The organism is Ruegeria sp. HKCCD7221, assembly GCF_013031225.1.
Taxonomy (GTDB): domain Bacteria; phylum Pseudomonadota; class Alphaproteobacteria; order Rhodobacterales; family Rhodobacteraceae; genus Ruegeria.
In genome coordinates, this window is record NZ_WPZE01000013.1 from 1 (window position 1) to 26136 (window position 26136).

Below are 26136 nucleotides of genomic sequence, written 5' to 3' on the forward strand. Positions count from 1 at the left end.
CTGCTGATCCTGGAAAAATAACAAATCCCGCAATCCAACAACAGAGAGGTTCACAATGACCAAGGATAATGGGACTATTTCCAAGCAAAAGTTCATGGAAGAGCTTCGCCGGTACCAAAAGGGTTCGGTTACACGGCGACATTTCTTAGGCGTGACAGGTCTTGGGATGGCAACGGCCGTTCTGGGCACGGCCATGCCTGGGTTGCGTCCACGCCCGGCATTTGCTGCCGGAGACATTGGCGACCGAGTGATCCTCGCCACGTGGCCGAACTATCATGACGAGATGAACTTCGAAGCCTTCACGGAAGCCACTGGCGCCCATGTTCAGGTCAATGTTTTTGGCTCGAACGAAGAGATGTTGGCAAAACTACAGGCTGGAGGGTCTGGCTGGGACGTTTTCGTTCCAACTAACTACACGATCACTACGTATGTGGGTGAAGATCTGATCATCCCGCTCGATACGTCCAAACTGCCAAACTACGACGCAGGTTCATTCGAACAGCGCTTTTCGGATGCCGGTTCTGTCGATGGCCAGCTTTACGCGGTGCCAAAAAACTGGGGCACAACTGGCTTTGCAGTGAATACCAGCAAGCTTGACGGCGCTCCGACTCCGACCACATGGAAAGAGTTCTGGGACCTGACTATGGCAAGTTACTCAGGCCGGACAATGGTGCATGATTACCAACTCACCACCATCGGTAACGCCCTGAAATACTTCGGCTACTCCTTCAACTCGGTCGATGAGAAGGAACTGGCGGATGCCGAGAAATTGTTGCTGGATGCCAAACCACATCTGTTTGCAATCTCGTCGGATTATCAGCCACCGATGCGTAACGGTGACGCCTGGATGACGATGTGCTGGACAGGTGACGGTAAGCAGATGAATGTCGACATGCCTGAAATCGCCTACGTTCTGGGAACTGAGGGCGGTGAACTCTGGTCCGACTACTACGCTATTCCTAAGGGTGCACCCCATATGGATGCCGCTTATGCCTTGATCGACTTCCTGCTGAACCCGGAAGTTAATGCGAAGGAAGTCCTCGCTCATGGCTATCCATCGGCTGATGCTCGCACCAATGCGTTGCTGCCGAAGGAACTGCTGGAAGATCCGATCCTTTATCCGGCAGCTGACCTTCTGAATGCGCTCGAGTTCGGCGCAGCGGCTACGCTGACCGATCCAAACCGTGCCGAGTTGCTCGCCCGCTTCAAGTCGGCCTAAGCGGCAAGGCCGCCAATATCGGAAAAGACGAGGACAATATGACCGAACGAGGCAGAAAAGCACTGTTGCTGGCTCCAGCAGGAATATGGCTTTTGGTAATGCTTGCCCTTCCTCTGCTGGTCGTCTTCGTCTTTTCCTTTGGCGAACGGGGTGCCGCCGGAGGCTACGTACCAGCGTTTACGTTGGAACAATATGCCAACCTTCCTGCGCGATGGACGGCGTTTAAGAACACTTTGATCCTTGCACCTCTGGGAACCATCGCTGCGTTGGTAATTGCCTACCCGCTCGCCTACTTTCTTGCGGTGCGTTGTTCACCAAAGTGGAGAACTTCACTGTTGATTCTGGTGATCGTGCCGTTCTGGACATCGATCCTGATCCGGTCATACGCTTGGATTTTCATCCTTGGGGGGCGTGGCTTGCCCGCTTTACTGGAGACGATCGGCATCGACGATGTGCGCCTGATAAATACGCCATTCGCTGTACTTGTGGGAATTGTCTATGGTTATCTACCTCTGATGGTTTTCCCGATTTTTGTAAGCTTGGACAAACTGGATAAACGCCTTCTGGAAGCATCGGCTGATCTCGGCTCTACCCCATGGCGTACGTTCCGTCAGGTGACACTTCCTTTGTCGGTACCTGGTATCGCAACTGGCTGCATGCTGGTCTTCATCTTGCTGATGGGCGAGTTTCTGATCCCAGCGATCTTGGGCGGCGGAAAGGTCTTTTTCGTCGGAAATGCGCTGGTGGACCTGTTCCTGCAGTCTCGGAACTGGGCGTACGGATCGGCGGTCGCAATGACTCTGGTTGTCGTGATGCTTGTCACTGTCTCAATTTACATGAAATTCATCTCGCGCCTGGGTGGCCAGCGCGAAGATGTCTCGCTGATGTGAGGGTCCGATGCGCTTATACGCGATTTGCGTCTACCTTTTTCTCTATATTCCGATCGGCATCATCGCGCTTTTCAGCTTTAATGCCGGACGACACGCAAGCCAGTTTATGGGGTTCTCGACCCAATGGTATGGTAAAGCGCTTGACAACCCATTTGTTATGGACGCGCTCGAGACCAGTCTGCTTGCGGCATTCATAACTGCTTGCCTCGCATCCACTCTCGGAACCATGGCAGCCATCGCTTTACAAGGGGTTACGGGATGGCTCCGAACTTTGTTTGATGCGATGATTTATATTGCGATAATGATACCTGGTATCGTCATCGGCATCGCGACACTCATTGCCCTCGTCACCGTATTCGGTTGGCTAAACCCGCTTCTTGCAAGCCTATGGCCCGATGGAGCAAATCCCCCGCAACTTTCCATGGGGATGCCCACGCTTGTCGCCGCACACACCATGTTCACAATGGCGCTGGTCATAATCATCGTACGTGCAAGGCTATCGGGTATGGACCGCGCGCTCATGGAAGCTTCGGCTGACCTCTTTGCGACGCCCTGGGGCACCTTTCGACAGGTGACCCTGCCGTTGATAGCACCGGCAATTTTGGCAGGCTTCCTGCTTAGCTTCACTTTCTCATTTGATGATTTCATCATCGCGTTCTTCGTAGCTGGCTCAGAAACAACCCTGCCAATCTACATATTCTCATCCATCCGGCGCGGCGTAACGCCCGAGATCAATGCCATCGGCACTATGGTTATGGGCGCGTCGCTCTTGTTGCTCGTTGCAGCGCAGCTGCTTTTGCGCCGAGGCGCCTCAAAATCGAATAATTAAATAAAGGAGCCAAGTGACATGCGGCTTGCAGGTAAGGTCGCGCTCGTGACGGGCGCGGGATCAGGAATTGGTCGGGCGGGTTCAATGGCAATGGCACAAGAGGGTGCGCATGTTGTGGTAACCGATCGCGATGCAACACTTGCTGAAGCCACTGTGGCCGCGATCGTTGCACAGGGAAATCAAGCATCTGCCATACAGCTTGATGTGACCGACGACGATGCCCTTACCAGAACCATAGACGAAGCAGTTAAAAACTTCGGTCGTCTTGACGTGTTGCACTCTCACGCTGGGTTGCAGATCGAAGGAACGCTGGAAGAAGTGGAACCAGATGGAATGGATGCTTCTTGGGCATTGAATGTCCGCGCTCACTTCATTGCCGCGCGTGCAGCCGTCCCCCATATGAAATCACACGGTGGAGGCAGCGTGATCGTCACGGCCTCCAATTCTGGGGTTCAATATGACCGGGGTATGATCGCCTATGCGACTACAAAGCACGCTGCTGTTGCGATGGTCCGGCAGATGGCAGCCGACTACGCTGTCCATGCAATCCGTTTCAATGCCCTATGTCCAGGATTTGTAGACACCCCTTTCAATGCAGGCTTCGAAAAGCAGATGGGTGGCCGGGCCAAACTGGAAAGCTACATCGAGCAGGCGATCCCCATGAGTCGATGGGCGACAGTTGAAGAGATTGGCCATGGGATCGTCTATTTAGCTTCTGATGAATCCGCTTTTATGACGGGGCAAGCCCTGGTTATCGATGGCGGTGAATGCATTTAGTGATGGTTTAGACCGCTCAAGAGAATGTCTATAGCCGCAATTCATTTTGGCGAGCACATTTCAGTCTGCTTTGGGCTCAAAGCAGCTATTAGCTGCACTCGGCTTGAATGACTGCTATGCGGACGATTTGGTCATTCGCTGCTCTGGCAAGAATGTCCACTTATTGGGCAGTGCAGAAATTGAGTGGAATTGAGTACTGTTCGCCAGGAAGCGGCTTATAAAGAAACGCGGGTCGGATACTCCTGGATACAGTTTCTGTCGAACGCTCAAACAGACGAACACCTAGTTAAGTTCCGAGTATGAGTCCCAATCTACCCAACTGCACCGCTCTGAATTTTTGAGAGTTAATCAAAAGTAGTCTGATCAAGCAGATTTTGGGCGTTGTTCACGTCGACTGTTAGCTCTCCTCCTATGATAGTTTCTAAGACAGCATTTAAGCCAAAGTTGGGAGTGGGGGTCTGTCTAAATTTTTGGCAACTCTTGATGTAGTCTACAACAATCCGAAGTTCGTACATCCTTGCCTGCTGTCGTTTTGCCGTGTTCAAAGCCTCACAAAACTCTACTTCGGCGAACCGACTTTCAGAAATTGCGAGAGCATAAACGCGGTCGGTCTCAGCTTGCGCCCATCCTTCGTTTGTAAGGCTTTGGTACCTGCGGGCCTCGGCTAACAACTGTAAGGCACTTTCCCGATCACCCGTTTTCAACGTGAGTTCCGCAATCATCGTCAAAAAGAAAGGTTTGTAATTCCCAGCTCCGCTGGCCCACCACGCTTCCGATGCTTGTCGCAATGCGTGGATGTTTTCGGGCTCAGGGGAAAGGTAGGCATCCACCCAGCTTCGCCAGAGCGTTGCAGTCAGCGACATGAAGGTGAACGAGTGTTTTGAAGACAGTTCCTCCAACTGAGTTGCGGCTTCTATTACTTTTCCAGGTTCGCGGCGCAAAAGATAGAGCATACACTGGTAGGTTAGCGACTGTGCTATGCTGTGCGCATGCTCCAGCTTTTGAGCTGCAGCAACCGCTTGTTTTTGTATCTCAAGTGCTTTGTCTGGCGCACCGCGCATCCATACAGCCATGCTTAAAAAGCACGACGTTATCGCTGCGTGGTCCGAACCGTATATGTAGGCCAGGTGCCCATCGCGTTTCCGACTGTAAAGCTCTAGCGCTTTACTCAAGTGCTCGTATGCAGGGTTTAGTTCTCCAATATGAAACAGCACTGCGCCCATGGCTCGATGCCCTACCATCTGATGGTGTGTCTCACCCGTTGTATCTGCCAAATTCAACAACTGCGCTGCAACACTTCTGGCTAAATCATACTCAGCACGCACCAAATGGAAGGAATACAAGCCATTCAAAACAGGGAACAGATGTTCTGTTTCGTCCACCCGTTCACACAAGTCGCGTATTCTTGCATAAACGGTCCCTGTTTCATCGGCAGCTATTCCTGCAGTCGATCGTAGAACACCTGCTCTGAGAACCTGAACCTCAATTTCTTTCTGATCCCGCTCAACACCATGAGACAGTTGGCTCAACTGCTCGATCGCCAAAGAAAGCTGTGTGTTCGCCTCGATATTGGCAGAACGTTGGACTGCGCGTTGGCCTGCGAGATAGCGATAGTCGATTGCCTCCTTGCTCATACCCGCCATCGTGTAGTGGTGCGCAAGTATTTCCGGACTGGCATCGCCAATATGGGTTGATTTACCACTTAACGCTCGCGCAACACGTGCGTGCAAGACCCTGCGCTCGCTCTTCAAGAGACTGTTGTAAGCTGTGTCGCGAATTAGCGCGTGGCGATAGCTGAAAGTTTCAAGGTTTTCTTGTTCAGAAACTGTCACAATGCCTGCGTCGACCAAAAGTTCCAATCCCGCGCGCAACGCCTTGTCGCTGATCCGAGCGACCTTGGCGATCAACGGAAAAGAAAATTGAGGTCCGATAACCGCCCCAATCTGGGCGACCTCCTTGACGGAACTCAGTCGGTCAAGCCGCGCCATAAGTGCATCATGCAAAGTGCTTGGGACCGAGCTTGCCGGGGACGCCCCACCCTTTGAGTATGCGTCCCTTCCTTTTGTCAAAACCCCTGATTCCAATAGATCTTTTGTCACTTCTTCGACATATAGCGGGACGCCATCGGATCTGGCAGCGACGACATTGTACATTTCGTCAGAAATCGAATGCCCTTTTGCAACTTCGTCCACAATGTTTTTGACCTGGTGAAAGTCCAATTGCTTCAAGACCAATTTAGAAAGGTTGGATTGCAATGCCCAACCCGGGTCAAATTCAGGTCTGAACGTCATCACGACCAATACTGGAAGGTCACGAATCCGATCGGCAACTCGGTCGAGCAACAATTTAGTTGTCGGATCAATCCAATGCGCGTCCTCAAACAAGAGCAACACTGGCTTTTCCTCAGCCTGCGAAGTCAGATTGCCCAACAGCATTTCTAAGGTCTGATCCATGAGTTGCTGTGGCGTCAGATTCAGTTCACCCAATTGGTCTTCAAAAGGGACCGAAAGTAGGGACGCGGCCAGTTTCAGTGTGTGATCCGACTGGTCACTTAGAACAGAGGATATCTTTCTGAGTTTCACTTCGTTCTTGTCGTCTGAACGAAGGCCCGCAGCATTCTCAATTTGGCGAATGGCAGGATAAAACGCACTCGCGTAATGGTAGGGGGAACACTGATATCGCGTTTGAGCGTGCGACATCGTCGGAATGCTCTGCCTTAATTCTTCAACCAATCTAGACTTGCCAATTCCTGGCTCGCCGGACACCAGCACAACTTGTCCTTGACCGCCACTTGCCAACTTCCACTTTTCATTGAGGGTTTCATATTCTGCGGCGCGTCCGATCAAAGGGTTCAGTAACTCGTCTTCCTCTGCCATGAAACGGCTGACTGTTTCCCGTGCTCCTGTCACCTGCCAAGCTTCGACCTCTCTGGCAAAACCTTTAAGCTTGAATGCGCCACGCAGAACGTATTCGAAAGCATCACCCGCCAAATGATGAGTATTGGGAGCGACGATCAATGTCCCGGGCTCAGCCATTGCTTGTAGACGTGCGGCCAGGTTCGGCGTCTCCCCCATCGCCGTTCCGTCCTCAAACATTTTTTCTCCACGTAAATCACCAACAACAACCAACCCAGTTGCGATCCCAATTCGGACATTCAGTTTCGCATGAGTGCGGATAGCTGGAATTTCCTGGATAATGCGAAGACCTGCGCGAATGGCTCGCTCTGGGTCATCTTCGTGCGCATGAGGAAACCCAAAAAAGACCATTATCCCATCACCATAGTAACTTGCGATGTGGCCATCAAAAGCGGCCACCGACGCAGCGCAGGTTTCTTTGAACAGCCGGAGTACTTCCGCCAAATCTTCCGGATCGACGCGCTGGGATATTTCCGTTGATCCAACCAAATCTATAAACATGACGGTAAGCTGCCGGCGCTCAGCGACGATCGCGGGACCTAACGCGGTGTTGTGCGGGTAAGTCACTCCCTTTGCTTCAGCTCGAACAGCTTTCATGAAACGGCGCCTCGGACCTAGGGGAAGCCCGATTGTAGTGAGATCTTTGTCCGTTAATTCGGTTAAGTCACCTAGTTCGATTTCATGCTCTGCAAACGACCCAGCATACTTGGACAAGCCATGTTTCTCTAGCCAGCGCGAGATTTCAGACATTTGATCCTTTCGCGTGCGGCGGCTGCAGAACTATCGCCTGCGATGCACCAGCATGCATCCCTTTCTCCGGTTGGTCGTTGCGGTTTACTGAGTCGCAATTTCCGCGCACTTGAACTCTTTCTACGCATTGAAAATCACCGTATCGAATTTGGTCAAGGACTTCGTCGCTCTGGATGGGACGGGTCCTTCGGCATCGCGTCGGTACGACGTGATGGTATCGTAACATAAGTATTTAGTGCGGTTCCGTATCCAGTGGATAGCTGTATTTCTGCTCTGGGCTTGGAACGGACATTCGCTGCACTCGGCTTGAATGACTGTTATGCGGACGAAGCAGTCGGTGGTACTGGAGCGGTTTCAGAAGGTTTAGAACCTATCGCGCCCAAGAATTCGGTGCTCAGATGGCGAGACACCAGTGGCGGTCTTAAATGCACGGCTGAAGTTGTTGGCTGTCTCGTATCCAAGCGCAGTAGCAATATCGGCGATGGTGCCAGACTGCAATGAAAGTAACTCTTTCGCCCGGCTTACGCGAACATCGGTTACTATGCGACGGAATTGCGCGCCTTCTTCCTCGAGCTTCCTTTGAAGAGCGCGAACACCAAGCCCGAGTGCGCGAGCGGTTGCATCAACCGAGATTTCTTTGTGGTGGAGTTGCTGTCGGGCTATTGCGGCAACCCGACCAGCTATTGTTTCAGGTGGTCCGCCGACGCATTCCCTCGCAACATCGTCAACCGTCACAAAACCGCGAACGCGATATTGCCTTCTGTTCTCGACCAAAAGCAATGAGCTTTCGAATTCCACACCCAACCTTGGTGCGTTCCAAACTATGGGACACCCATATGTGTCTTCGACTTCGACCGAGTTCGGTACTTTTGCAAAATCCAAGAGAACTGCCGTAGGCGTCCATTCCTTACCTAGGTACTCGCGAAAAATACTTAGGAAAACGCCGATCGCGGAAAAAGCTATATCGGCGTAAGCGGGGTGCTCCGGCATTCCGAATTTGTAGCAATAGCGCGAACGTCGGCCAGAGGCTTCCAGCCATGCACGATCAACTGATGAGTGCAAAGGCATAACCGATGTTGCGCGACGTAGCGCGTTACCCAACGTAGGCGCGGACAGGACATACTCTCCCCAAAGCCCGTAGTCTGCGACCGTTAGGTAAGGAGACCAAAGCAAGCCAATGTTTTGATGGCCCGCCAATCGAACCGCCTCCTCGACGAATGTCGCCAGCGAATGCTCGGAAATGTATCCCGACCGTTCTTCGATAAAGTGATGTGGAAGGTCAGCGACATCCATGGCCTTCGCTAATCTTTTTTCTCCAGCGACCTCATGGACAAACTGCGGCATCGCACCAAGCGCCTTCGCTGAAATCATCGGTGGCAGTGCCATTGAGTTCTCCGGAAATGTGCCTGTCGTGAAATGATACGCATCTGCGTTTCGGATGTGCAAGTCTCGCGAAAACCTCAAGGGAGTAGTCACGAATGAAACAGATGGGCACATTGTTCACAGACTTATCGACCAAGTGTTTAGTTGCGGCCATTTGCGTCGGCGGCGCCGCTGCTCAGGTCGAGGCGCAGGAATTTAACGACACGGGCGACATTCTCGCGCGCTCGGCGCAGGTTGAAGACATCGAATACAAAATAATGGTGCAGCGCGCGACGCAAACCGCGATTTGGGGCATGCCTGCTGCAGGCATGATCGACTTCCTGAAAGGTATTCGCCGAGATCTGGGCGGGGATTACAACGACATTGTGTATCTCAACAAACCGTTCGACTCCAAACACGGGTTTCTGACGGCCAATGATGTAACAGCTTACGCATGGGCGTCCATGACATCTGAGCCCGGGCCTTTGGTGATCGAAGTTCCGGCAGCAACAGACAAGGTCAATTACTTCGGTACGATTGTAAACGCCTGGGATGTCCCGATTGCCGATGTTGGTCCGGACGGGTTCGACGAAGGAGAAGGTGGTAAATATCTCATGCTGCCACCCGACTATGATGGCGACATGTCAATCGAGGAACTGACTGACGCGGGATACTTGCCGTTCGAGACAGACACTTACGAATACGGGTTTTCATTCCGCCCAAAGCTGACCAACGGCGCGACTGATGCGGACGCGGCTGAATACGCACAGACGATAAAAGTCTACTACCTGTCAGAAGCCGACAACCCACCACCGAACACCTATCATGAAGCCTCTGAGGTTCCCTACGACTCCCTGCCGTACTACAACGATACCTTCTTTCAGGACCTAAACGACTACGTCCAGAACAACCCAATCCGTCCTCAAGACAAAGTCATGGTGAACTTTCTGAAGGATCTCGGGATTGAGAAGGGTAAGCCGTTCGAGCCAACCGAACTTCAGGTGAAGGCAATGGAGGAAGGTCTGTTGCTGGCTTATGCATCCATGCAGCATTATTTTGTGACGCCAGGCAAAGCGATGTTGCCGCTATGGGTGGACGAAAACGGCGACATGAAAAGCCAATGGCTTATCTGGGACTTTGCAGAGGGTCAGGCCGAGCTTGGGTTTCCTTACGAAACTGAAACCGAAGTGCTTGTCGATGCCCGTGCCGGCGGCAGCTACTTCTGGATTACCTATTTGCCGAAACAACTTGGCGGCGGGACGTTCTACCTAACTGGTCTGCGCGACAGCGAAGGCGAGATGTATGACCACAATCAGACTTACAAGCTGAACGTGCCAGCGGACACACCCGCCGAGGATTTCTGGTCAGTCATTGTCTATTCGATGGAGACCAAGAGTTTCATCCGCGACGTCGATCCTGTGGGACTTTCCGAGCGCGACACCGACACGATGCAAGCAAACGAAGATGGTTCTTACGACATCTACTTCGGGCCTGAAGCGCCAGAGGGCATGGAAAGCAACTGGATCCCAACCACCGAGCCCTACTTCCTCCTGTTCCGCCTCTACGGCCCTGAAGAGGGCTGGCTGGAAAGCGGCTGGATGCTCGGAGATCTCAAGAAGGTCGAGTAGCTGAAACTTTTCGCAATTGAATTCGGACACTGACCGGTATTGGCACAAACCAATTGGTCAGTAATTGGAGAGGCGGTGTATGCCTCGGGACACCGTCTCTCCACAACAAACACCAAAGTGCCACGTCGCGACAAGCGCATAAAGGCAATGAAAATGGGAGTTTCAAAATGAGAAACATTAAGACTTGTATGACAGCGATTGCGATTGCACTCGCAGTCAACACGGGACCGCTTAAGGCGCAACAATTTGGCCAAGAAAGAGCACGAGCGGTCGGTGAACTGACAGATGAAGCGGTTGTGTCCGCTCTGCGCGAAGATGGTCGCGTCTCAATGAGCGGCGGTTTTTTTGAGACCGACAGTGACGCGCTAACCGGCACGTCACCCGAGGTGTTGTTCAAAGTTGCCAGCGCGATGGCGACGCTGCCTGAAATGCGACTGGCGATCGTGGGCCATACGGACTCGGTGGGTGACTTTGCATACAACATTGAACTCGCTGAGCGCCGTGCTGCGGCCGTACGCAATGCACTGATGGGCGAACCCTACAACGTCGCGGCGGAACGTCTGGTCGCCATGGGAGCAGGTCCAATCGCGCCTGTTGCCTCGAACTTGTCCGAGGAAGGACGCGCGCTGAACCGGCGCGTGGAGTTCGTTTTGCTGAACGAAGATATGATTCAACAAAACGAGGGCGCAAACGAACAAGTTGCATTGCCTCCACAATCAGACAGAGAGTTCGCCGCAATCGTACCGCAAAACGTTTTGACACCGGACAGAGTGAAAACAGAGACACTTGGCACACTTGAGTTTTTCGATGGCATGCCTTCACCAGATACGGTTGAGAAAGTCTTCGACAATCTGGACTTGATGCGCGCAACGACTGCTTTTCTCGATGGCATGAAAATCGCGTCTCTGCGTGGAATGTTTCAAGGCTATGAAGATGTAGGCGCACAACCCAATGATGTCGTCATTGCAGAAAATCTTCTGGATGCCAGATCAATCTGGCTGACGCCTAATACAACGACTATTTACGTTGGTTCCAACGTTGATATCTCCGAAGGTCCTATGGTCATAGAGGTGCCCGCTGGCATGTTGGGCCTGTTGGACGACGCAGGGTTCGACTACGTCGCAGACATTGGCGCGCTTGGTGCAGACAAAGGCGAAGGCGGGAAATACCTGTTGATGCATCACGACGATGAAACTGCAGTGCCAGAAGGATATTTTGAACTTCGTACAAGAACAAATGAACACTGGTTGCTGCTGCGTCGCTCCCCCGGGGCAGATGGTGACACAACAGGACCAGTTGCAGAGATCAAGGCAGGGCTGAACATCTATCCGCTCAGCGCAGCCGACAATCCGCCATCGGAGAACTTCATCAATATCTCCGGCGTTCAGCACAACACAGTCCATGCCAACAACGAAGACTTCTTCGAGGAGATTCATGTAGCCTTGGATAACAATCCGGTCGGCGCTTTTGATCCAGAAATTGTTGGGACATTTGCTTCCATTGGCATCAAAAAAGGCGAACCGTTCGAACCGGACGCCAGAATGAAGGGAATCTTCAAAGAAGCCGCAGCCATCGCAAACGCGACAGCGCGTGCGATCACATATGCCTCACGGGATCCGGGGGTGTACTTCTATGAAGATCGTCAATGGAACTCGCCGTTCCAACGCCAGAGCTATCTGTTCCTTGAGGATGGCGCGCGTATTCTGGATGATCGGACATACTTCTTTTACATGGCGACAGGTATCACACCTGCAATGACTGCGCCGCCGGTTGGCACCGGGTCGGTGTATGCAATGACGGCCCGCGACAAAGATGGGGAGTATCTGGATGGTTCAAAGACCTATAAGGTAACGCTTCCCGCGCCGGTCCCTGCCAAGAACTTTGCGTCATTCATGCTCTATAGTGGGCAGACTCGTTCGATCTTGGAAACAGACCAACAATCCGGAGGGATCGACTCCAACCGGCCCGGAATAAAGCCGAACGACGATGGTAGCTTCAGCATCTATTTTGGACCGGAAGCGCCGGAAGGTTGGGAAAACAACTGGGCGCAAACAGTTCCCGGTCGAAGCTTCAATGTTATGATGCGCCTTTACGGGCCGCTTGAACCATGGTTCGACAAAAGCTGGCGGCCCGGTGATTTGGAACTCGTGGAGTAGTCTTGGAAGTTTAGGCTAGACGAGCAAATGTCTTATGGCGAACATGGACGCTCCAAGAAATTGGGGCGTCTCCAAAACCGGCCGCTTTGGGCTCGGTGCGGTCATTCGATGCGGATCATACAAAAGCCCGCTTAGATCTAACGTAGATTTGCAGCACATTTTTGTGGGACGGTATCTAAACGCACTTTGTAACCAGTTGCCACCATACCCCCGTCAGCGGGTAGCGACCGCTGCGCCTCCGCTGCAAACGCTACTGCATTTTCTGAATTACAGGGTTTTATTTGGGGCAAAACACACTTGCAGTGTTGCAGGACCTTATCGACTGTGAGAGTGTCAAGCTACTGGCAAAGCAAGACATCTTTCAAAAGGATGGTGGCGGCGGCAGTGGAATACAACACCTTGATGTACGAGCGGGTTGGGATAGATCGCTTCGTTTGCAACTAAGATGGCGGGAGTTCGGGTCTCTCATCACCCACCAGTCTCCCAATGAACAACGGTACCCAGCGTCTTTGCGCCAACGCATTGCAACCGATTGCAAGTCCGATGCAATAGTGCATAGTGCTTTCACCATGAATTCACGAGTTAGCCTTACCCTGAACCGAGGGTGCCAATCATGGCTGTGACCCTAAAGGACGTGGCCGCATTGGCCGGTGTTTCGCGGTCCGCCGTTTCCAGAACATTCACTGAAGGTGCGTCCGTTTCCGCCAAGACACGCAGCAAGGTTGAAAAGGCCGCGAAAGAGCTGGGGTACAGCCCAAATGCGCTGGCCTCCTCGCTCACGACTGGGCGCACTAAACTGATCGGCTTGATTTCCAATAACTTTCACAACCCGATCTTCCTTGAAGTGTTCGACCAGTTCACGCGTGCATTGCAGGAACGAGGTCTGCGCCCCCTCATCGTGAATTTGACCGATGAAACGGAACCGGCCAATTCGGTCCGGATGCTGCGGCAATATTCGGTCGATGCCGCGATCGTTGCTTCGTCCACTTTGCCTCCCAGTTTTGCCAAGGCCTTTCACGACGCCGGAGTTCCCGTCGTCCACACATTTGGGCGCTCGGCGACCTCACCCGAGGTGCATGTGGTTGGGATCGACAACGTCGAATGCGGTCGTATGGCTGCCCGCGAACTGCGCGCGCGCGGCTACAAGCGGATCGGATATCTGGGCGGACCCAAAGATGCGACCTCGGCGATGGACCGATTTCGCGGCTTCATGGAAGAGGTCGAGAGACACCCTGTTCTGGAAGTATCTCACTCGTTCGCAGGCGCATATTCATTTGAGGCCGGACGTGAGGAGATGCTGAGGCTGTTGAAGGATGATCCGGCAGAAGGGTACTTCTGCGGTGATGACATTCTGTCCATCGGCGCCTTGTCCGCATTGTCGGATCATGGACTGAAACCCGGCAAGGACGTCGGAATAATCGGCTTGAACGACATGGAGATGTCCCGATGGGAAAGCGTGAACCTGACGACGATTCACCAGCCGATCAAACAAATCATCACATCTTCGGTCGATCTGGTCGAAGAGATGCTGAAAGACCCACAGCGCTATCCCGAGGCGCGGATTTTTCCCTGTCGTTTGATCGAGCGGGGCACTCTGCGGCCCCGCCTCTGATCAACGGAAAATCGGCGGGCGGGCGTCCGTCCAGGCTCCGTCTGCCTTGGACGAGGCGACCGCGGCATGGACCGCCGCAATGGAACGAACCCCATCGGACGGCGTGGGCAGACTGTCCCGGACCTTTCCCACAATCGCGTCGGCCAAATCGCAATAGATATTTGCAACCGCCAGAGGGAACCCTTCAGGATGCGCGATAGCGACCCGGGACAGGCGCTGCGCTTCGTCATGCAACCCGCCTTCGCCTTTTTCGATGATCTGCGTTCGGCCACCCACCGGGGTATAGATCAACTGATTGGGCTGCTCGGACGCCCAGCGAAGGCCGCCGATTTCACCAAACACCTGAATGTCAAAGCCATGCTGGCGGCCGATAGCCACTGACGAAGTCCACAACCGTCCAACCGCGCCGCCTTCGGTGCGGAAGTTGACCATCGCGTCATCTTCCAGTTCGCGGCTTGAGATTGTCGATGCCATGTCGGCGGACAGGCTTTTGACTTCGTCATCACTGATAAAGCTCGCCATGTGCAGCGCGTGAATACCGCAATCGGCGAACTGTCCCGACACGCCCGCCATGGCGGGATCGTAGCGCCAACGGACACGAGGATTATCCGCATCGGTGGCGTCGCCGTGATGGCCGTGGCTGAAATTGGTCACGACCAGTCGGACTTTACCGATATCCCCTGCTCGCACCATTGCTCGGGCCTGTCGGACCATCGGATAAGCGGAATAGCAGTAGTTCACCGCGCAAATCTTGCCTGAGGTTTCTGCCACGCGCACGATCTCTTCCCCCTCTTCTACCGTCATGGTCATGGGTTTTTCGCACAGGACGTTGAACCCGGCTTCAAGAAACGCCTTTGTGATTTCGAAATGGGTCGAATTCGGCGTGGCGATCGTCACCAGATCAATTCGGTCCGCCCGGTCCTTTTCACCCACCAGCATTTCTTGCCAGTCGCCATAGGCACGATCCGCAGCTACGCCTAGTCTTTGGGCGTATTCGCGACCGACATCGGGCCGATGATCCAGCGCGCCAGCGGTGAATTCGAACATCCCGTCGGCCAGTGCGCCCAAACGGTGCGCAGGTCCGATCTGGCTGCCTTCGCCACCACCAATCATTCCCCATTTCAGCTTTGCCATGGTTCTTGTCTCTCTTTGGTGTTTTTGTAGTTTTCAGCGCTCAGAAGTCGCCGATTTGTTTCCATTGCCGCTGCTCGGATGATGCCAAAGCCGCGGCCAGAACGCGGTTGACCTCATGCCCGTCGCGGAACGTTGGCCAAATAGCTTTTCCGGTATGAATTGCCTCGAGGAAATCCTTGGCCTCGATGATGATCTGGTCCTGATACCCGGTTCCATGTCCAGGTCCTTGACAGAACGGCTCATAGTCCGGATGGGCGGGGCCTGTCAGGATCTTGGTAAAGCCTCTTTCCGCCTCAGGCCCTTCTCGACGATAGAGCCACAGGGCATTCTGATCCTCCTGGTCGAACCGGATAGCTCCTTTTGTACCTGATATTTCATAGGCATAGCCCATCTTGCGGCCCGTAGAAATCCGACTGACGTAAATATTCCCCATCGCACCATTTGCGAAACGACACATGATCTGAGCGTGGTCATCATTTGTCACAGGACCGCCAGGACGCTCGTGGTGAACGGTTTCGACCTCGGCCATAATCTCGACTATCGGCCCGACCAGGGCCATGGCGCCGTTGACCATGTGGGGGGCCAGATCGCCGATTGTTCCGTTGGCCATTCCGGTCGTGCGCCACGTCGCCGGAGCCTCAGGATCGGCATAAAAATCCTCGGTATGCTCGCCGCGGAACCAGGTGATGTCCCCCAGCTCTCCCTGCGCAATCAACTGGCGCGCGAACTGAGTTGCCGGGGTCCGGACATAGTTGAACCCGACCATGTTAGTGACACCTGCTGCCTCAGCCGCTACGACCATGGCTTGACCATCTTCCAGCGACGAGCCGAGTGGTTTTTCACACAGAACCGGCTTGCCCAATGCGAACGCCGCCTCGGCAATCTGACGATGCGTCGTTTGCGGCGAGGCAATCACGACGGCCTCGACCGCCGGGTCATTGACCAGCGTGCGCCAATCCTCGGTCGACCGTCGGAAACCATAGGCTATACGATACCGCTCGGCGCTTTCCGGGCTGGAGGCGCAAATCATCTCAAGGCGCGGTCGAAGCGCAGTGTTGAACACTGCGCCGACGGCAGACATCGCGACCGAATGAGCCTTGCCCATATAGCCGCCACCAACGATTCCAATTCCGATTTCAGGCATCTGTCACGGCTCCGAACAATGTATTTGCAACCGGTTGCAAAATCAGTATCGTGTGAATCGATTCAACGCAAGGACCAACGATCCTCGCCAGCCCCTTTTTGCCGGAGGTAACGACGTGAACGCTTTGATAGACGGTATCAAAGGAAACCGGTTTGCGGTCTTTGGCCGTGCTGGCATGGACCTTTATGCCGATCCTGTTGGCGTCAAAAGCGAAGACGCGAACACGTTTCACGCGGATCTGGGCGGGTCATCGGCGAACATCTGTGCCGGGCTGGTCAAACTGGGCAGCCAGGCGTCGCTGATCACTTCTGTCTCAGATGATGCCGTGGGCCGGTTCTGTTTGAACAAGCTGGCGCATTACGGCGTCGATACGTCCTACATCCGGGTCGTCGGTGGCGAATACCGCATGTCGCTGGCCGTCTACGAAAGCCGGATCGAGAATTTCCAGAATGTCATCTACCGAAACGGTGCCGTCGACTTTCAGGTGACCGAAGATGATATGGATGAGGTCGACTACGGTAAGTTCTCGGCAGTGATCTCTGCCGGAACGGTGTTCGCCTCGGAACCTTCGCGCAGCGCCACGTTTCGCGCGTTCGACAATGCTCGCAAGGCAGATTTGCCGGTCATTTTCGACATTGACTACCGCCCGTATAGCTGGCCATCCCCGGAGGTCGCCGCTGAGGTTCTATCCCGCGCAGGTGAAGCCAGCGACCTGATCGTCGGTAATGACGAAGAGTTCGGGTTCATGGCCGGAGGCATCAACAAGGGCTTGGACAAGGCAAAGGAACTGGCCGCAAAACCGGGCCGGATCGTCATTTACAAGATGGGCGAAAAAGGCGCGGTCACGTTTGCTGACGGGCAAGAAATCGAAACCGGCATCTATCCGGTTACGGCCGTGAAACCCAATGGTGCAGGTGACAGCTTTATGGCTGGCCTGTTGGCCTCAATTGCAGCAGGCAGCGAGCTGAAAGAAGCCGTTATGCGCGGCTCGGCCTGTGCATCAATCGTCGTATCAAAACCCGGGTGTGCCCCGGCTATGCCAACATCGCCGGAACTGGACGCGTTTCTCGCCTCTCACCCCGGCCCTACGACATAGGAGACTTCCATGCATATCGCGCCCTATGACAATCAGAACAAACCCATCGTCGACGCCGATGACCCTACTGTACCGCTGAATTACTTTAACATCGTCAAACTGAGAAACGGCGAGGCGTTCGAGTATCAGGTGCCGGGCTATGAGACCTGCATCGTTCCAGCCACCGGCAGTGTCGACGTTGACGTTGAGGGCGTACAATTCGCCAAGCTGGGCAACCGGGGCGAAGACGTTTGGGACGGTGAGCCGGAAGGCGTTTACGTTCCTGTCGGTGCCAAGGTCCAATTGGTCTGCGTGTCGGACGAGACGGAAGTGTTCGTTGCAGGAGCCAAATACGACAAGGTGCTGGACCCTTTCGACGTGCGCAAACATGACTTGGTTCAATACGGCAGCGACGACACTAAAACTCATCGAAAGATCAAGCACATCCTCGGCCAGAAACAGCACGACAAGGTTGGCCGTCTACTGGTCAGTGAACTCTTCACCGTTGGCCAAGGCGGCTGGTCCGGCTTCCCCAGCCATAAGCACGACACCAATCGTCTGCCGGACGAGACCCGGCACGACGAGACATACAACTTCCGCTTCAAACCCAACTGGGGCTCGGGCCTGCAAATGTTGCAACGCGAGGACAACGAGCCGGGTGACGCCTATCACATCGTCGACGGCTCAACGATCTGCATCGACAAGGGCTACCACCCCTGCTGCGTGCTACCCGGGTACGAGATGTATTATTTCACCATTCTCGGCGGTCTTACACAGCGTTCTCTGGTCCAGTTTTTTCAACCCACCCATGCCTATCAGATCGAAACGATCCCGGGCATCAAAGACATGATTGCCAAGTTCAAATGACACTGGCCACCCTGAAAGACGTTCTGATCCCGGCGTATGAACAAGGTTATGCTGTGGGTGGCCTTGTCACCCTTGGGTGGGAAGACATGCGCGCCTATGTGGCCGCAGCTGAAGCCGAAAACGCGCCGGTGATCCTGCAGGCGGGCCCAAGCTGCCGCGAGCATACTCCGCTGCCCATTCTGGGTAAGATGTTCCGCCACCTGGCCGAGAACGCCTCGGTCCCGGTCGTAGCGCATCTGGATCATGGTTACACGTTCGAGGAGTGCAAGATCGCGTTGGACAGCGGATTTACGTCGCTGATGTTCGACGGCTCGCGCAAGCCCCTGCAACAGAATATCGACGAAACCGCCGCAATAGCCGAGATGGCGCATGCGGCCGGTATATCTTGTGAGGGCGAGATCGGGTTCGTGGGCTATTCCGGTGGCGAAGGGTCGAACGGCACAGACCCGGCCGAGGCCGCAAATTTTGCCCGCGAAAGTGGTGTGGACGCGATGGCAATCTCGGTCGGCAACGTCCACCTGCAGCAAAACAAAGAGGGCGGGTTGGACGAAGAGCGCATTGCGGAAATCGACGCCGCGACCGAGGTGCCTTTGGTCATTCACGGCGGCTCAGGCGTGCCGGTCGAACAGCGCAGCCGGTTGGCGCGAGAAACGTCGATCTGCAAGTTCAACATCGGAACAGAGCTACGTATGGCATTCGGCCACGCCTTGCGCGAGGCGATTAATCGCGACCCGGAACGGTTCGATCGCGTGACGATTCTGAAAGAAACCCATGACCCGGTCGAGGCCGCAGCGAGAATGGTGATCCGCGCCTTCGGAGCCCCGCCGCAAAGGTAAAGCCCGGGGCGGGGTTGGTACAGATTATCCGTCCCGCTCCATGATCCATTCGACCTCAGGGGCCGGGACGAACCGCCATTTCCGCAGCGGTCCCGCCATGACGTTCAGATAGTACATCTCGAACCCATAAGGCGCGCCGCAGGGATGATGGCCGCGCGGGACGGTCACAACATCCCCGTCCGAAACGGCCATGGTTTCATCCAACTGACCGTCATCGGTATAGACCCGCTGAATGCCAAAACCGTTGGCCGGATTCAGTCGGTGGTAATAGGTCTCTTCCAGATAGGTGATACGTGGATAGTCGTCCTCGTCATGGCGGTGGCTGGGGTAAGACGACCAGTGGCCGTTGGGCGTGAAAACTTCGGTCACCAGCAGACTGTCGGCGTAATCCTCGGTCTCCATCGCGATGTTGTTGATATAGCGCGTATTCACGCCCTTTCCCCGTTCCGTCAGGGTGATACCGTCCGGCCCGATCCGGCGCGCTTCGTGACCACCTTTGCCTGGCGCGGAACACGCAGCGATTACGCAATCGGTTTCAGCCACAGCCGCCCAATCAGTACCATTCGGAAGGTACAGGCAATGCGGCGGCGTCTTCTCGAACACGTTCATCCGATCGCCCAGTACACCCCAATCCTGCCCTGCCCCAGTAATGCTGGCCTTGCCCTCAACCATGACCAGAATGACCTCACGATCGCCGGTTGCCTCGCTGACCCTATCCCCTGCCCGCAGATGGTAAAGACCAAACCCGACATAGCGCCACCCGGCACTGGCCGGAGTTATGTCATGCACTTTTCCTCTGCGCCCAAAGGGCTTTTTCAGCAGGTCCGACATGTGTTCTCTCCGTATTAGGCGGGCTTGACGGGCCCGCCTGTAGTTCCTCAGGCAGCTTGCCTTGTTTGTAGGGCCGAGAACGCCTCGGCCAGTTGTCCTTCGCTCCATCCTTCTGCCACCGCACGACGTAGAATATCGGCCTGACTTTCCGGAGCGTTGCCATTGATTGGTGGATCTGTGTCCAGATTGGTCGGGAATGGATAGCCCTCTGCCGTGGCTGCAATAGTAGAGTCCAGCGCGCGACCACTCAGTTCACCACGTTGTTTCAAGGCGACAAGCGAGGGGAACACCGCCTCGGACATGGATCGCCGATCGATGGCCTCCATCGCGCGTCCAAAAGCGGATGAGATTTGCAACAGGTTGGCCATCCGGTCGATATCCGCACTGCGGTTTTCGCCCGCCGCGTGAAACAGCGCGGGGTTGAAGAAAACGGCATCTCCCTTGTCCAGCGGCAACTGAATGCAGGTTTCCTCGAAATGGTTCCGGTGGCTCTCGTCGTGGAACGCAAGGTAGCCCGGCGGATACAACTGGGAAAAGGGCAACAGCTTGGTTGGTCCGCTTTCCACCGGCATATCGCAATGGGCGACCGCGCCCTGCAATGTCAGCGATGCCGTAGCCAGATGAGCGTGCGCGGGAAAATTCGCTGCTCTTTCCGCGCTCTGAAACCCCAGGTGGTAGTCCCTATGCGCCTGTTGTGCCTTGCCGCCCGGACGCACCTGATTGATCTGAGCGGTAACCTGAAAATTTGGTCCCAACCACGCCTCGCACGCCGCCGCAATCGCCGTGTTCCCGAAATAGAGCGCAAAACCTTCAGGGTCGCGCAGGCACTGTTTTTGCAGCGCGTTCCAGATCCGGTCATTCGCGCCGGTGGCGGCGAAGTGATCACCTTCGCCAGCACCGCTTTGACGTTCCTCTACGATGATCTGGCGGAAAACATCGCTGGCACGGTCGATGACGGATGTATCAGCGAACGCTCCTTTCAGAGCGATCACTCCGGCCGATTTACCCAAAACATAGCCCCACTCGGCCAACAGAGCTTTGCGCTTGCCTGCGTTCTCCAGCACCGGGCGCAATGCGTGCATGTCGTAGATCGGAACATTCTTTTTAATCGATGCGGCATGGGGCACCGCCTCGGCTGCCAGACTCTGCGAGGTCAACACCTTGAATTCATCCAGATCACAGGATTCACGGTCGAAGTAACCAACAAAACCCAGTTCCTGATTTACCATGAGACATCTCCCTTTTTCATGGCTTCGGTGTCGCCCCGCGGGGCCGATCGTTACGCTTGGACCTCCAATCCTGCTTTCGCGCAGACCTCGAGAATATGCTCGTAGCCCTTCTTAGAGTATTCGTAGGGCGGTGCCTTGGCCGGGTCTTGCTCGGCCTCGACCACGATCCAGCCGTCGTAGTCCATGGATTTCAAAGCGTTCGCCACCGCCTGAAAATCGATGCACCCGTCACCCGGGACAGTGAACGCACCGGCAACAACGGCATCCAGAAAACTGCGGTCGTTTTCACGCACATCCTGAACAACCGTTGGACGGATGTCCTTAAAATGGACATGATGGACCCGGTCCCCCCAACGGTTCAAGGTCACCATGACATCGCCACCGCCGAACAGCAGGTGGCCAGTGTCAAAGCACAGTTTCACCTCAGGTCCTGATCCTTCCATCAGCCAGTTCACGTCATCCTCGGTCTCGATGATCGTGCCCATGTGGTGGTGGTAGGCCATCGGCATCCCCTGATCGCCCATCCATTTGGCCAGTTCGGTGATCTTGTCGGCATAGACCAGAACCTCGTCCTTGGACAGTTTGGGTCGGTTATTGACCGGGGTCTCAGCCTGCCCCTGAACGGTGTTCGAACACTCGGCATAGACGATGCATGGGCTATTCAGGGCAACAAACTGCTCAACCTGTTCGCGCACCGCTTCGCGCTCTGTCGCGAAATCGTTGACCAGCGACGCGCCCGAGCACCACCCGCCGCACAGCGCGATGTTATTGCCTTCGAGATAGGCGCGTAACCCTTCGGTATCACTGGGCATACGCTGGCCGCGTTCGACACCGACATAACCGATCTCACGCGCTTCCTTCAGTGCTTGCTCCATCGTGTAAGCCGCCGTCAGGTCCGGCAAATCATCATTCTGCCAGGCGATCGGAGAAATCCCGATTTTCACGCTCATTTCGTATTTCTTTCCTTAATCGCCAGCTCATAGGCTGCGCGTTTTTCGTTCACTTCGGGGCGGATGCTGACTTCCGGAACTGCCACTTCCCACCACGTACCGCCGTATTCGGTCGAGGGGTACGGATCAGTGTCGATGACAACCACATAAGGCCCTTGGACATCGCCCCGTCTGGTAAGCGCGCCTTCCAGTTCAGCAACCGAGCTAACCTTGACGGATGTCGCCCCCATCGCCGCCGCGTGGGCCGCGAAATCAATGGCCGAGGGGTTCTCATGCACTGCATGGTCCAGAAGGTTGTTAAACTCGGCTCCGCCAGTGCCCATCTGAAGACGGTTGATGCAGCCAAAGCCACGGTTGTCGGTAATGACTACGGTGAACGAGACACCCATCATCGCCGCCGTCGCCATTTCCGAATTCGCCATCATGTAGGTGCCGTCGCCGGTAAAGCAGATCACATCGCGATCCGGTTGAGCCATTTTAATTCCCATTGCGCCGGCAATCTCATAGCCCATGCAGCTAAAGCCGTACTCCATGTGATAGGCACCAGGGCGCGGCGCTTTCCAGAGTTTGTGGAGTTCTCCCGGCATGGTTCCCGCCGCGCACATGACAACTGTATCGTCATGTGACGCCCGCTGAACCGCGCCAACAACCTGCATATCTGTTGGAAGCGCGTTTCCGTCGCCCGGCGCATCAGTCAGCTTGTCGACCTTGCCGTACCATTCGGCCTTCAGTGAGTCCGTCACAGGATCGGCGCGGTATCCCTGCAATGCTGCACCCAATTCCTCCAGCCCAACACGTGCGTCCGATTGCAACGGCATAGCGCCGTGTTTTTCCGCGTCATAGGCAGCCATATTCAGGCAGATCATCTCGCGTTCCGGGTTGGAAAACAGGCCCCAAGACCCGGTGGTGAAATCTTGCAGGCGAGAGCCAACGGCCAGCACAAGATCCGCCTCGGCGCAGACCGAGTTGGCCGGTTCGCCACCGGTCACGCCTACGGGTCCAAGGTTCAACGGGTGATCCCATGCCAAGGCGGACTTACCAGCCTGCGTTTCCGTAAGCGGGATGTTGTGCGTTTCCACGAAACTCTGCAGCGCATCCGTCGCGCCCGAATAGTGCACCCCACCCCCTGCGACGATGACCGGACGTTTGGCCACCTTGATGGCCGCGACAGCGCGGGCCAGTTCGCCTTCATCCGGACGGATGCGGCGCTGATACCAGACACGCGGTTCAAAGAAGCTTTCCGGATAATCGTACGCCTCGGCCTGTACGTCCTGACAGAATGCCAAAGTCGCCGGCCCACATTCAGCGGGGTCCGTCATGGTGCGGAACGCGCGCGGCAACGCGGTCAGCAGGTGTTCCGGCCGTGAGATGCGATCAAAGTACCGGCTGACTGGTTTGAAGCAATCATTGGCGCTGACCGTACCGTCGCCAAAACTCTCGATTTGTTGCAGCACAGGATCGGGACCTCGTGTCGCGAAGACATCGCCGGGAATGATCAGAACCGGCAACCGGTTCACATGGGCCAGCGCGGCCGCCGTCACCATATTGGTTGCACCCGGCCCGATGGACGAGGTTACAGCCATGGCCCTCGTACGTCGCATTTGCTTGGCATAGGCGATGGCACAATGCGCCATGGTTTGTTCATTGTGGCCGCGATAGGTCGGCAGGCTGTCCTTTACGGCATGCAACGCCTCACCCAGCCCGGCCACATTGCCGTGACCAAAAATAGCCCAGACACCTGCTATGAATGGCTCTCCGGCCTCATTCATCTGCGCGCCCAGATAGCGGACCAAAGCTTGCGCTGCGGTCAGTCTAATTGTCTTGCCCATTGTGATCCCTTTCAACTTAAGGCCACCCCGGCCAATCGGTTGAATTCCAGTTTCTCAAATATGTACAGTCCAAGCGGGAACGCGTCAGACCGTGCCGCCCAAAGACCCTTCCAGCTCGGCCAGCTCCTGACCACCTGCCATCAGGTCCTGCAGTTCCTCGGGTGAGATTTCGCCCCGTTTCGCGGTGCCCAGCGTCTGGCCCCGGTTCAACACGGTAAAGCGATCGCCGACGGCCAGTGCGTGACGCACGTTGTGGCTGATGAAAACCACACCCACACCCTGACTGCGCACCTTGTCGATGGTCGCCAGAACATTGGACGTCTGGCGCACGCCCAACGCCGAAGTTGGTTCGTCCAGGATCAGGATCTTTGCGCCGAAATGCACCGCACGAGCAATTGCAACTGTCTGACGCTCGCCACCGGACAAAGTACCTACAGCCTGGTCCGGCCCACGCAGGTTGATGCCCATCTTGCGCATCTCTTCCATGGTGATTTCATCGGCCAGCTTCTTGTCGAAGAAGTTGATCCCGGCGACTTTGCGCGTGGGTTCGTTGCCCATGAAGAAATTCCGACTGACACTCATCAACGGGATCATCGCCAGGTGCTGGTGTACCGTCGCGATCCCGGCTGCAATGGCGTCACGCGGGTCTTCGAAATGCATGGGCTTATCTTCGAAGAAGATCTCACCCGCTGTTGGTTTGTGGACTCCGGACATAGTCTTGATGAAGGTCGATTTGCCCGCACCATTGTCGCCCAGCAAACAGTGACACTCCCCAGGTTTCAGATCAAAGCTGACACCGGCAAGGGCGATCACAGAGCCAAAGTGTTTCTGAATGTCTACCATCCGAATGATCGGTTTCTGGTCCTGGGCGTCGCCGTGATGGAATTTGGTATCTTCGGTCATCTCACCGTTCTCCCGTGATGATGCGACGGATGTAGGTGTTCAGGATTACGGCGCCCAGCAGGATCACGCCAAGGAACACCCGGAACAGCGAGCTTTCGACCCCTGCAAAGAACAACCCCTGCTGAACCACACCAAAGATCAGAGCCCCAAGAGCCGCACCCAGAACCGAGCCATAGCCGCCGGTCAGCAACGCGCCACCGATCACCACCGCGATAATGGCCTCGAACTCTTTGAGCAGGCCCCGGTCCGCACCGGCCGAGCCGAACTCCATCACCTGACAGGTCGCAAAGACGGTCGCACAGAAGGCGGTGAACATGAACATCAACACCTTGACCCGGTTCACAGGAACACCCGAGTTCCTTGCGGCCTCGGCGTCTCCGCCCGAGGCAAAGATCCAGTTTCCGAACTTGGTTTTGGTCAGCAGCACATGGCCAAAGATGATGATCACCAGTGCCCAAATCAGCAGCATCGGAATACCGTCAACCACAGGCTGACCTTGACGTGTGCCGCGTTCAAAGGTTTCGATCAGGCCGTTGTCACCGAGCCAGACGAAAAAGCCCTGCCCAACTTTGCCGCCGAACACCGACGCCAGCCAGTCGCCCTCGGCCACGTCGCGGATGCCGCCAATGATGGTTTTCCGCTCGATGGTCTGAGGCAGGTAGATGGTGAAGCCGCGCAGAATGAACAGGAAAGCCAACGTCACAATAAAACTGGGCAGGCCGGTACGCACGACAATGTACCCGTTGACCGCCCCGATCGATACGCAAAGCGCGAAGGTTACAATAATGGCCATCCAGACCGGCCAGCTGAGCGTGACGGAAAAGATCGCGATCATCATGCCTGCAAAGCCGATCATCGAACCAACGGACAAATCAAATTCGCCCGCGATCATCAACAAACACGCACCAACGGCAATGATCATGAACTGAGCAGAGACCACGGACCAGTTCATCACGCCCTGAGCGGTGAACATGCCGCTATCAAAGGCGAACAGCAGGAAAAACGTGAACACTGCCACCGTGCCGACCATGCCACCCAATTCCGGGCGGATCAGGGCTCGGCGCAGGGGTGAGATCTCTTTGATCCGCTCGTCGCCGCCGCTTGCGGTTTGCGCTGACTCAGCCATTGTTGCCTCCTTCGCGCTTCGTTCTGAATGCTTGATTAAGGGGGTGCGGACACACATCCGGCGTCCGCACAGTT

General features: G+C 55.3%; 20 protein-coding genes. 10 read left to right on the forward strand and 10 right to left on the reverse strand.

What is annotated here, in order from left to right:
• Positions 1-55: 55 nt before the first annotated feature.
• From GOX73_RS19680 to GOX73_RS19695, 4 genes are read left to right on the forward strand one after another with little or no spacing between them, the layout of a single operon-like run.
• On the forward strand, positions 56-1219 hold the full coding sequence (locus tag GOX73_RS19680; protein ID WP_171127110.1) for a PotD/PotF family extracellular solute-binding protein: 1164 nt from the start codon (positions 56-58) through the stop codon (positions 1217-1219).
• 38 nt (positions 1220-1257) lie between these two features.
• A complete protein-coding gene (locus GOX73_RS19685) occupies positions 1258-2109 on the forward strand; it encodes an ABC transporter permease (RefSeq protein WP_171127111.1) in 852 nt (283 codons plus the stop codon).
• Between the two features lie 7 nt (positions 2110-2116).
• A complete protein-coding gene (locus tag GOX73_RS19690; protein ID WP_171135071.1) occupies positions 2117-2938 on the forward strand; it encodes an ABC transporter permease in 822 nt (273 codons plus the stop codon).
• 18 nt (positions 2939-2956) lie between these two features.
• On the forward strand, positions 2957-3715 hold the full coding sequence (locus tag GOX73_RS19695) for an SDR family NAD(P)-dependent oxidoreductase (RefSeq protein ID WP_171127113.1): 759 nt from the start codon (positions 2957-2959) through the stop codon (positions 3713-3715).
• A 344-nt stretch (positions 3716-4059) separates the two neighbouring features.
• Here the strand turns inward: GOX73_RS19695 and GOX73_RS19700 are convergent, their stop codons facing one another.
• Both GOX73_RS19700 and GOX73_RS19705 read right to left on the reverse strand, forming a co-directional pair.
• A complete protein-coding gene (locus tag GOX73_RS19700; protein ID WP_171127063.1) occupies positions 4060-7380 on the reverse strand; it encodes an adenylate/guanylate cyclase domain-containing protein in 3321 nt (1106 codons plus the stop codon).
• Between the two features lie 363 nt (positions 7381-7743).
• On the reverse strand, positions 7744-8766 hold the full coding sequence (locus tag GOX73_RS19705; protein WP_171127062.1) for an AraC family transcriptional regulator: 1023 nt from the start codon (positions 8764-8766) through the stop codon (positions 7744-7746).
• Between the two features lie 92 nt (positions 8767-8858).
• On the opposite strand from GOX73_RS19705, the gene GOX73_RS19710 reads away from it, so the two are divergent.
• The 3 genes from GOX73_RS19710 to GOX73_RS19720 all read left to right on the forward strand — a co-directional run bounded on the left by GOX73_RS19710 (position 8859) and on the right by GOX73_RS19720 (position 14138).
• On the forward strand, positions 8859-10370 hold the full coding sequence (locus tag GOX73_RS19710; RefSeq protein ID WP_217351026.1) for a DUF1214 domain-containing protein: 1512 nt from the start codon (positions 8859-8861) through the stop codon (positions 10368-10370).
• Positions 10371-10423: 53 nt separating this feature from the next.
• Positions 10424-12526, forward strand: coding sequence for a DUF1214 domain-containing protein (locus GOX73_RS19715; RefSeq protein ID WP_171135072.1), 2103 nt, complete (start codon positions 10424-10426; stop codon positions 12524-12526).
• Between the two features lie 613 nt (positions 12527-13139).
• On the forward strand, positions 13140-14138 hold the full coding sequence (locus GOX73_RS19720; RefSeq protein ID WP_171127061.1) for a LacI family DNA-binding transcriptional regulator: 999 nt from the start codon (positions 13140-13142) through the stop codon (positions 14136-14138).
• Here the strand turns inward: GOX73_RS19720 and GOX73_RS19725 are convergent, their stop codons facing one another.
• Positions 14139-15272 carry a Gfo/Idh/MocA family protein gene (locus GOX73_RS19725; RefSeq protein WP_171127060.1) on the reverse strand — a complete coding sequence of 378 codons (1134 nt, stop codon included), beginning with the start codon at positions 15270-15272 and terminating at the stop codon, positions 14139-14141.
• Between the two features lie 40 nt (positions 15273-15312).
• A complete protein-coding gene (locus tag GOX73_RS19730; protein WP_171135073.1) occupies positions 15313-16416 on the reverse strand; it encodes a Gfo/Idh/MocA family protein in 1104 nt (367 codons plus the stop codon).
• A gap of 115 nt (positions 16417-16531) precedes the next feature.
• Here GOX73_RS19730 and iolC point away from each other — a divergent pair, with 115 nt between their 5' ends.
• From iolC to GOX73_RS19745, 3 genes are read left to right on the forward strand one after another with little or no spacing between them, the layout of a single operon-like run.
• The gene (gene iolC, locus GOX73_RS19735; RefSeq protein WP_171127058.1) at positions 16532-17512 is read left to right on the forward strand and encodes a 5-dehydro-2-deoxygluconokinase; all 981 of its coding nucleotides are present in this window, start codon (positions 16532-16534) and stop codon (positions 17510-17512) included.
• A gap of 9 nt (positions 17513-17521) precedes the next feature.
• Entirely contained in the window at positions 17522-18358 is an 837-nt protein-coding gene (locus tag GOX73_RS19740) for a 5-deoxy-glucuronate isomerase (RefSeq protein ID WP_171127057.1), read from the forward strand.
• Entirely contained in the window at positions 18355-19194 is an 840-nt protein-coding gene (locus tag GOX73_RS19745; RefSeq protein ID WP_171127056.1) for a class II fructose-bisphosphate aldolase, read from the forward strand. The genes GOX73_RS19740 and GOX73_RS19745 overlap by 4 nt, the downstream gene beginning before the upstream one ends.
• A 24-nt stretch (positions 19195-19218) precedes the next feature.
• Here GOX73_RS19745 and iolB read toward each other — a convergent pair whose 3' ends face one another.
• The 6 genes from iolB to GOX73_RS19775 form a co-directional block, all read right to left on the reverse strand.
• The gene (gene iolB, locus GOX73_RS19750; RefSeq protein WP_171125446.1) at positions 19219-20025 is read right to left on the reverse strand and encodes a 5-deoxy-glucuronate isomerase; all 807 of its coding nucleotides are present in this window, start codon (positions 20023-20025) and stop codon (positions 19219-19221) included.
• A gap of 47 nt (positions 20026-20072) precedes the next feature.
• The gene (locus GOX73_RS19755) at positions 20073-21254 is read right to left on the reverse strand and encodes a phytanoyl-CoA dioxygenase family protein (RefSeq protein WP_171127055.1); all 1182 of its coding nucleotides are present in this window, start codon (positions 21252-21254) and stop codon (positions 20073-20075) included.
• Positions 21255-21304: 50 nt separating this feature from the next.
• The gene (gene iolE / locus GOX73_RS19760) at positions 21305-22204 is read right to left on the reverse strand and encodes a myo-inosose-2 dehydratase (protein WP_171127054.1); all 900 of its coding nucleotides are present in this window, start codon (positions 22202-22204) and stop codon (positions 21305-21307) included.
• A complete protein-coding gene (iolD, locus tag GOX73_RS19765; protein WP_171127053.1) occupies positions 22201-24033 on the reverse strand; it encodes a 3D-(3,5/4)-trihydroxycyclohexane-1,2-dione acylhydrolase (decyclizing) in 1833 nt (610 codons plus the stop codon). Before iolD ends, iolE begins: the two co-directional genes overlap by 4 nt.
• A gap of 84 nt (positions 24034-24117) precedes the next feature.
• Complete coding sequence (locus tag GOX73_RS19770) at positions 24118-24936, reverse strand: ATP-binding cassette domain-containing protein (RefSeq protein WP_170466954.1); 819 nt, start codon at positions 24934-24936, stop codon at positions 24118-24120.
• A 1-nt stretch (position 24937) separates the two neighbouring features.
• A complete protein-coding gene (locus GOX73_RS19775) occupies positions 24938-26062 on the reverse strand; it encodes an ABC transporter permease (protein WP_171127052.1) in 1125 nt (374 codons plus the stop codon).
• Positions 26063-26136: the final 74 nt, after the last annotated feature.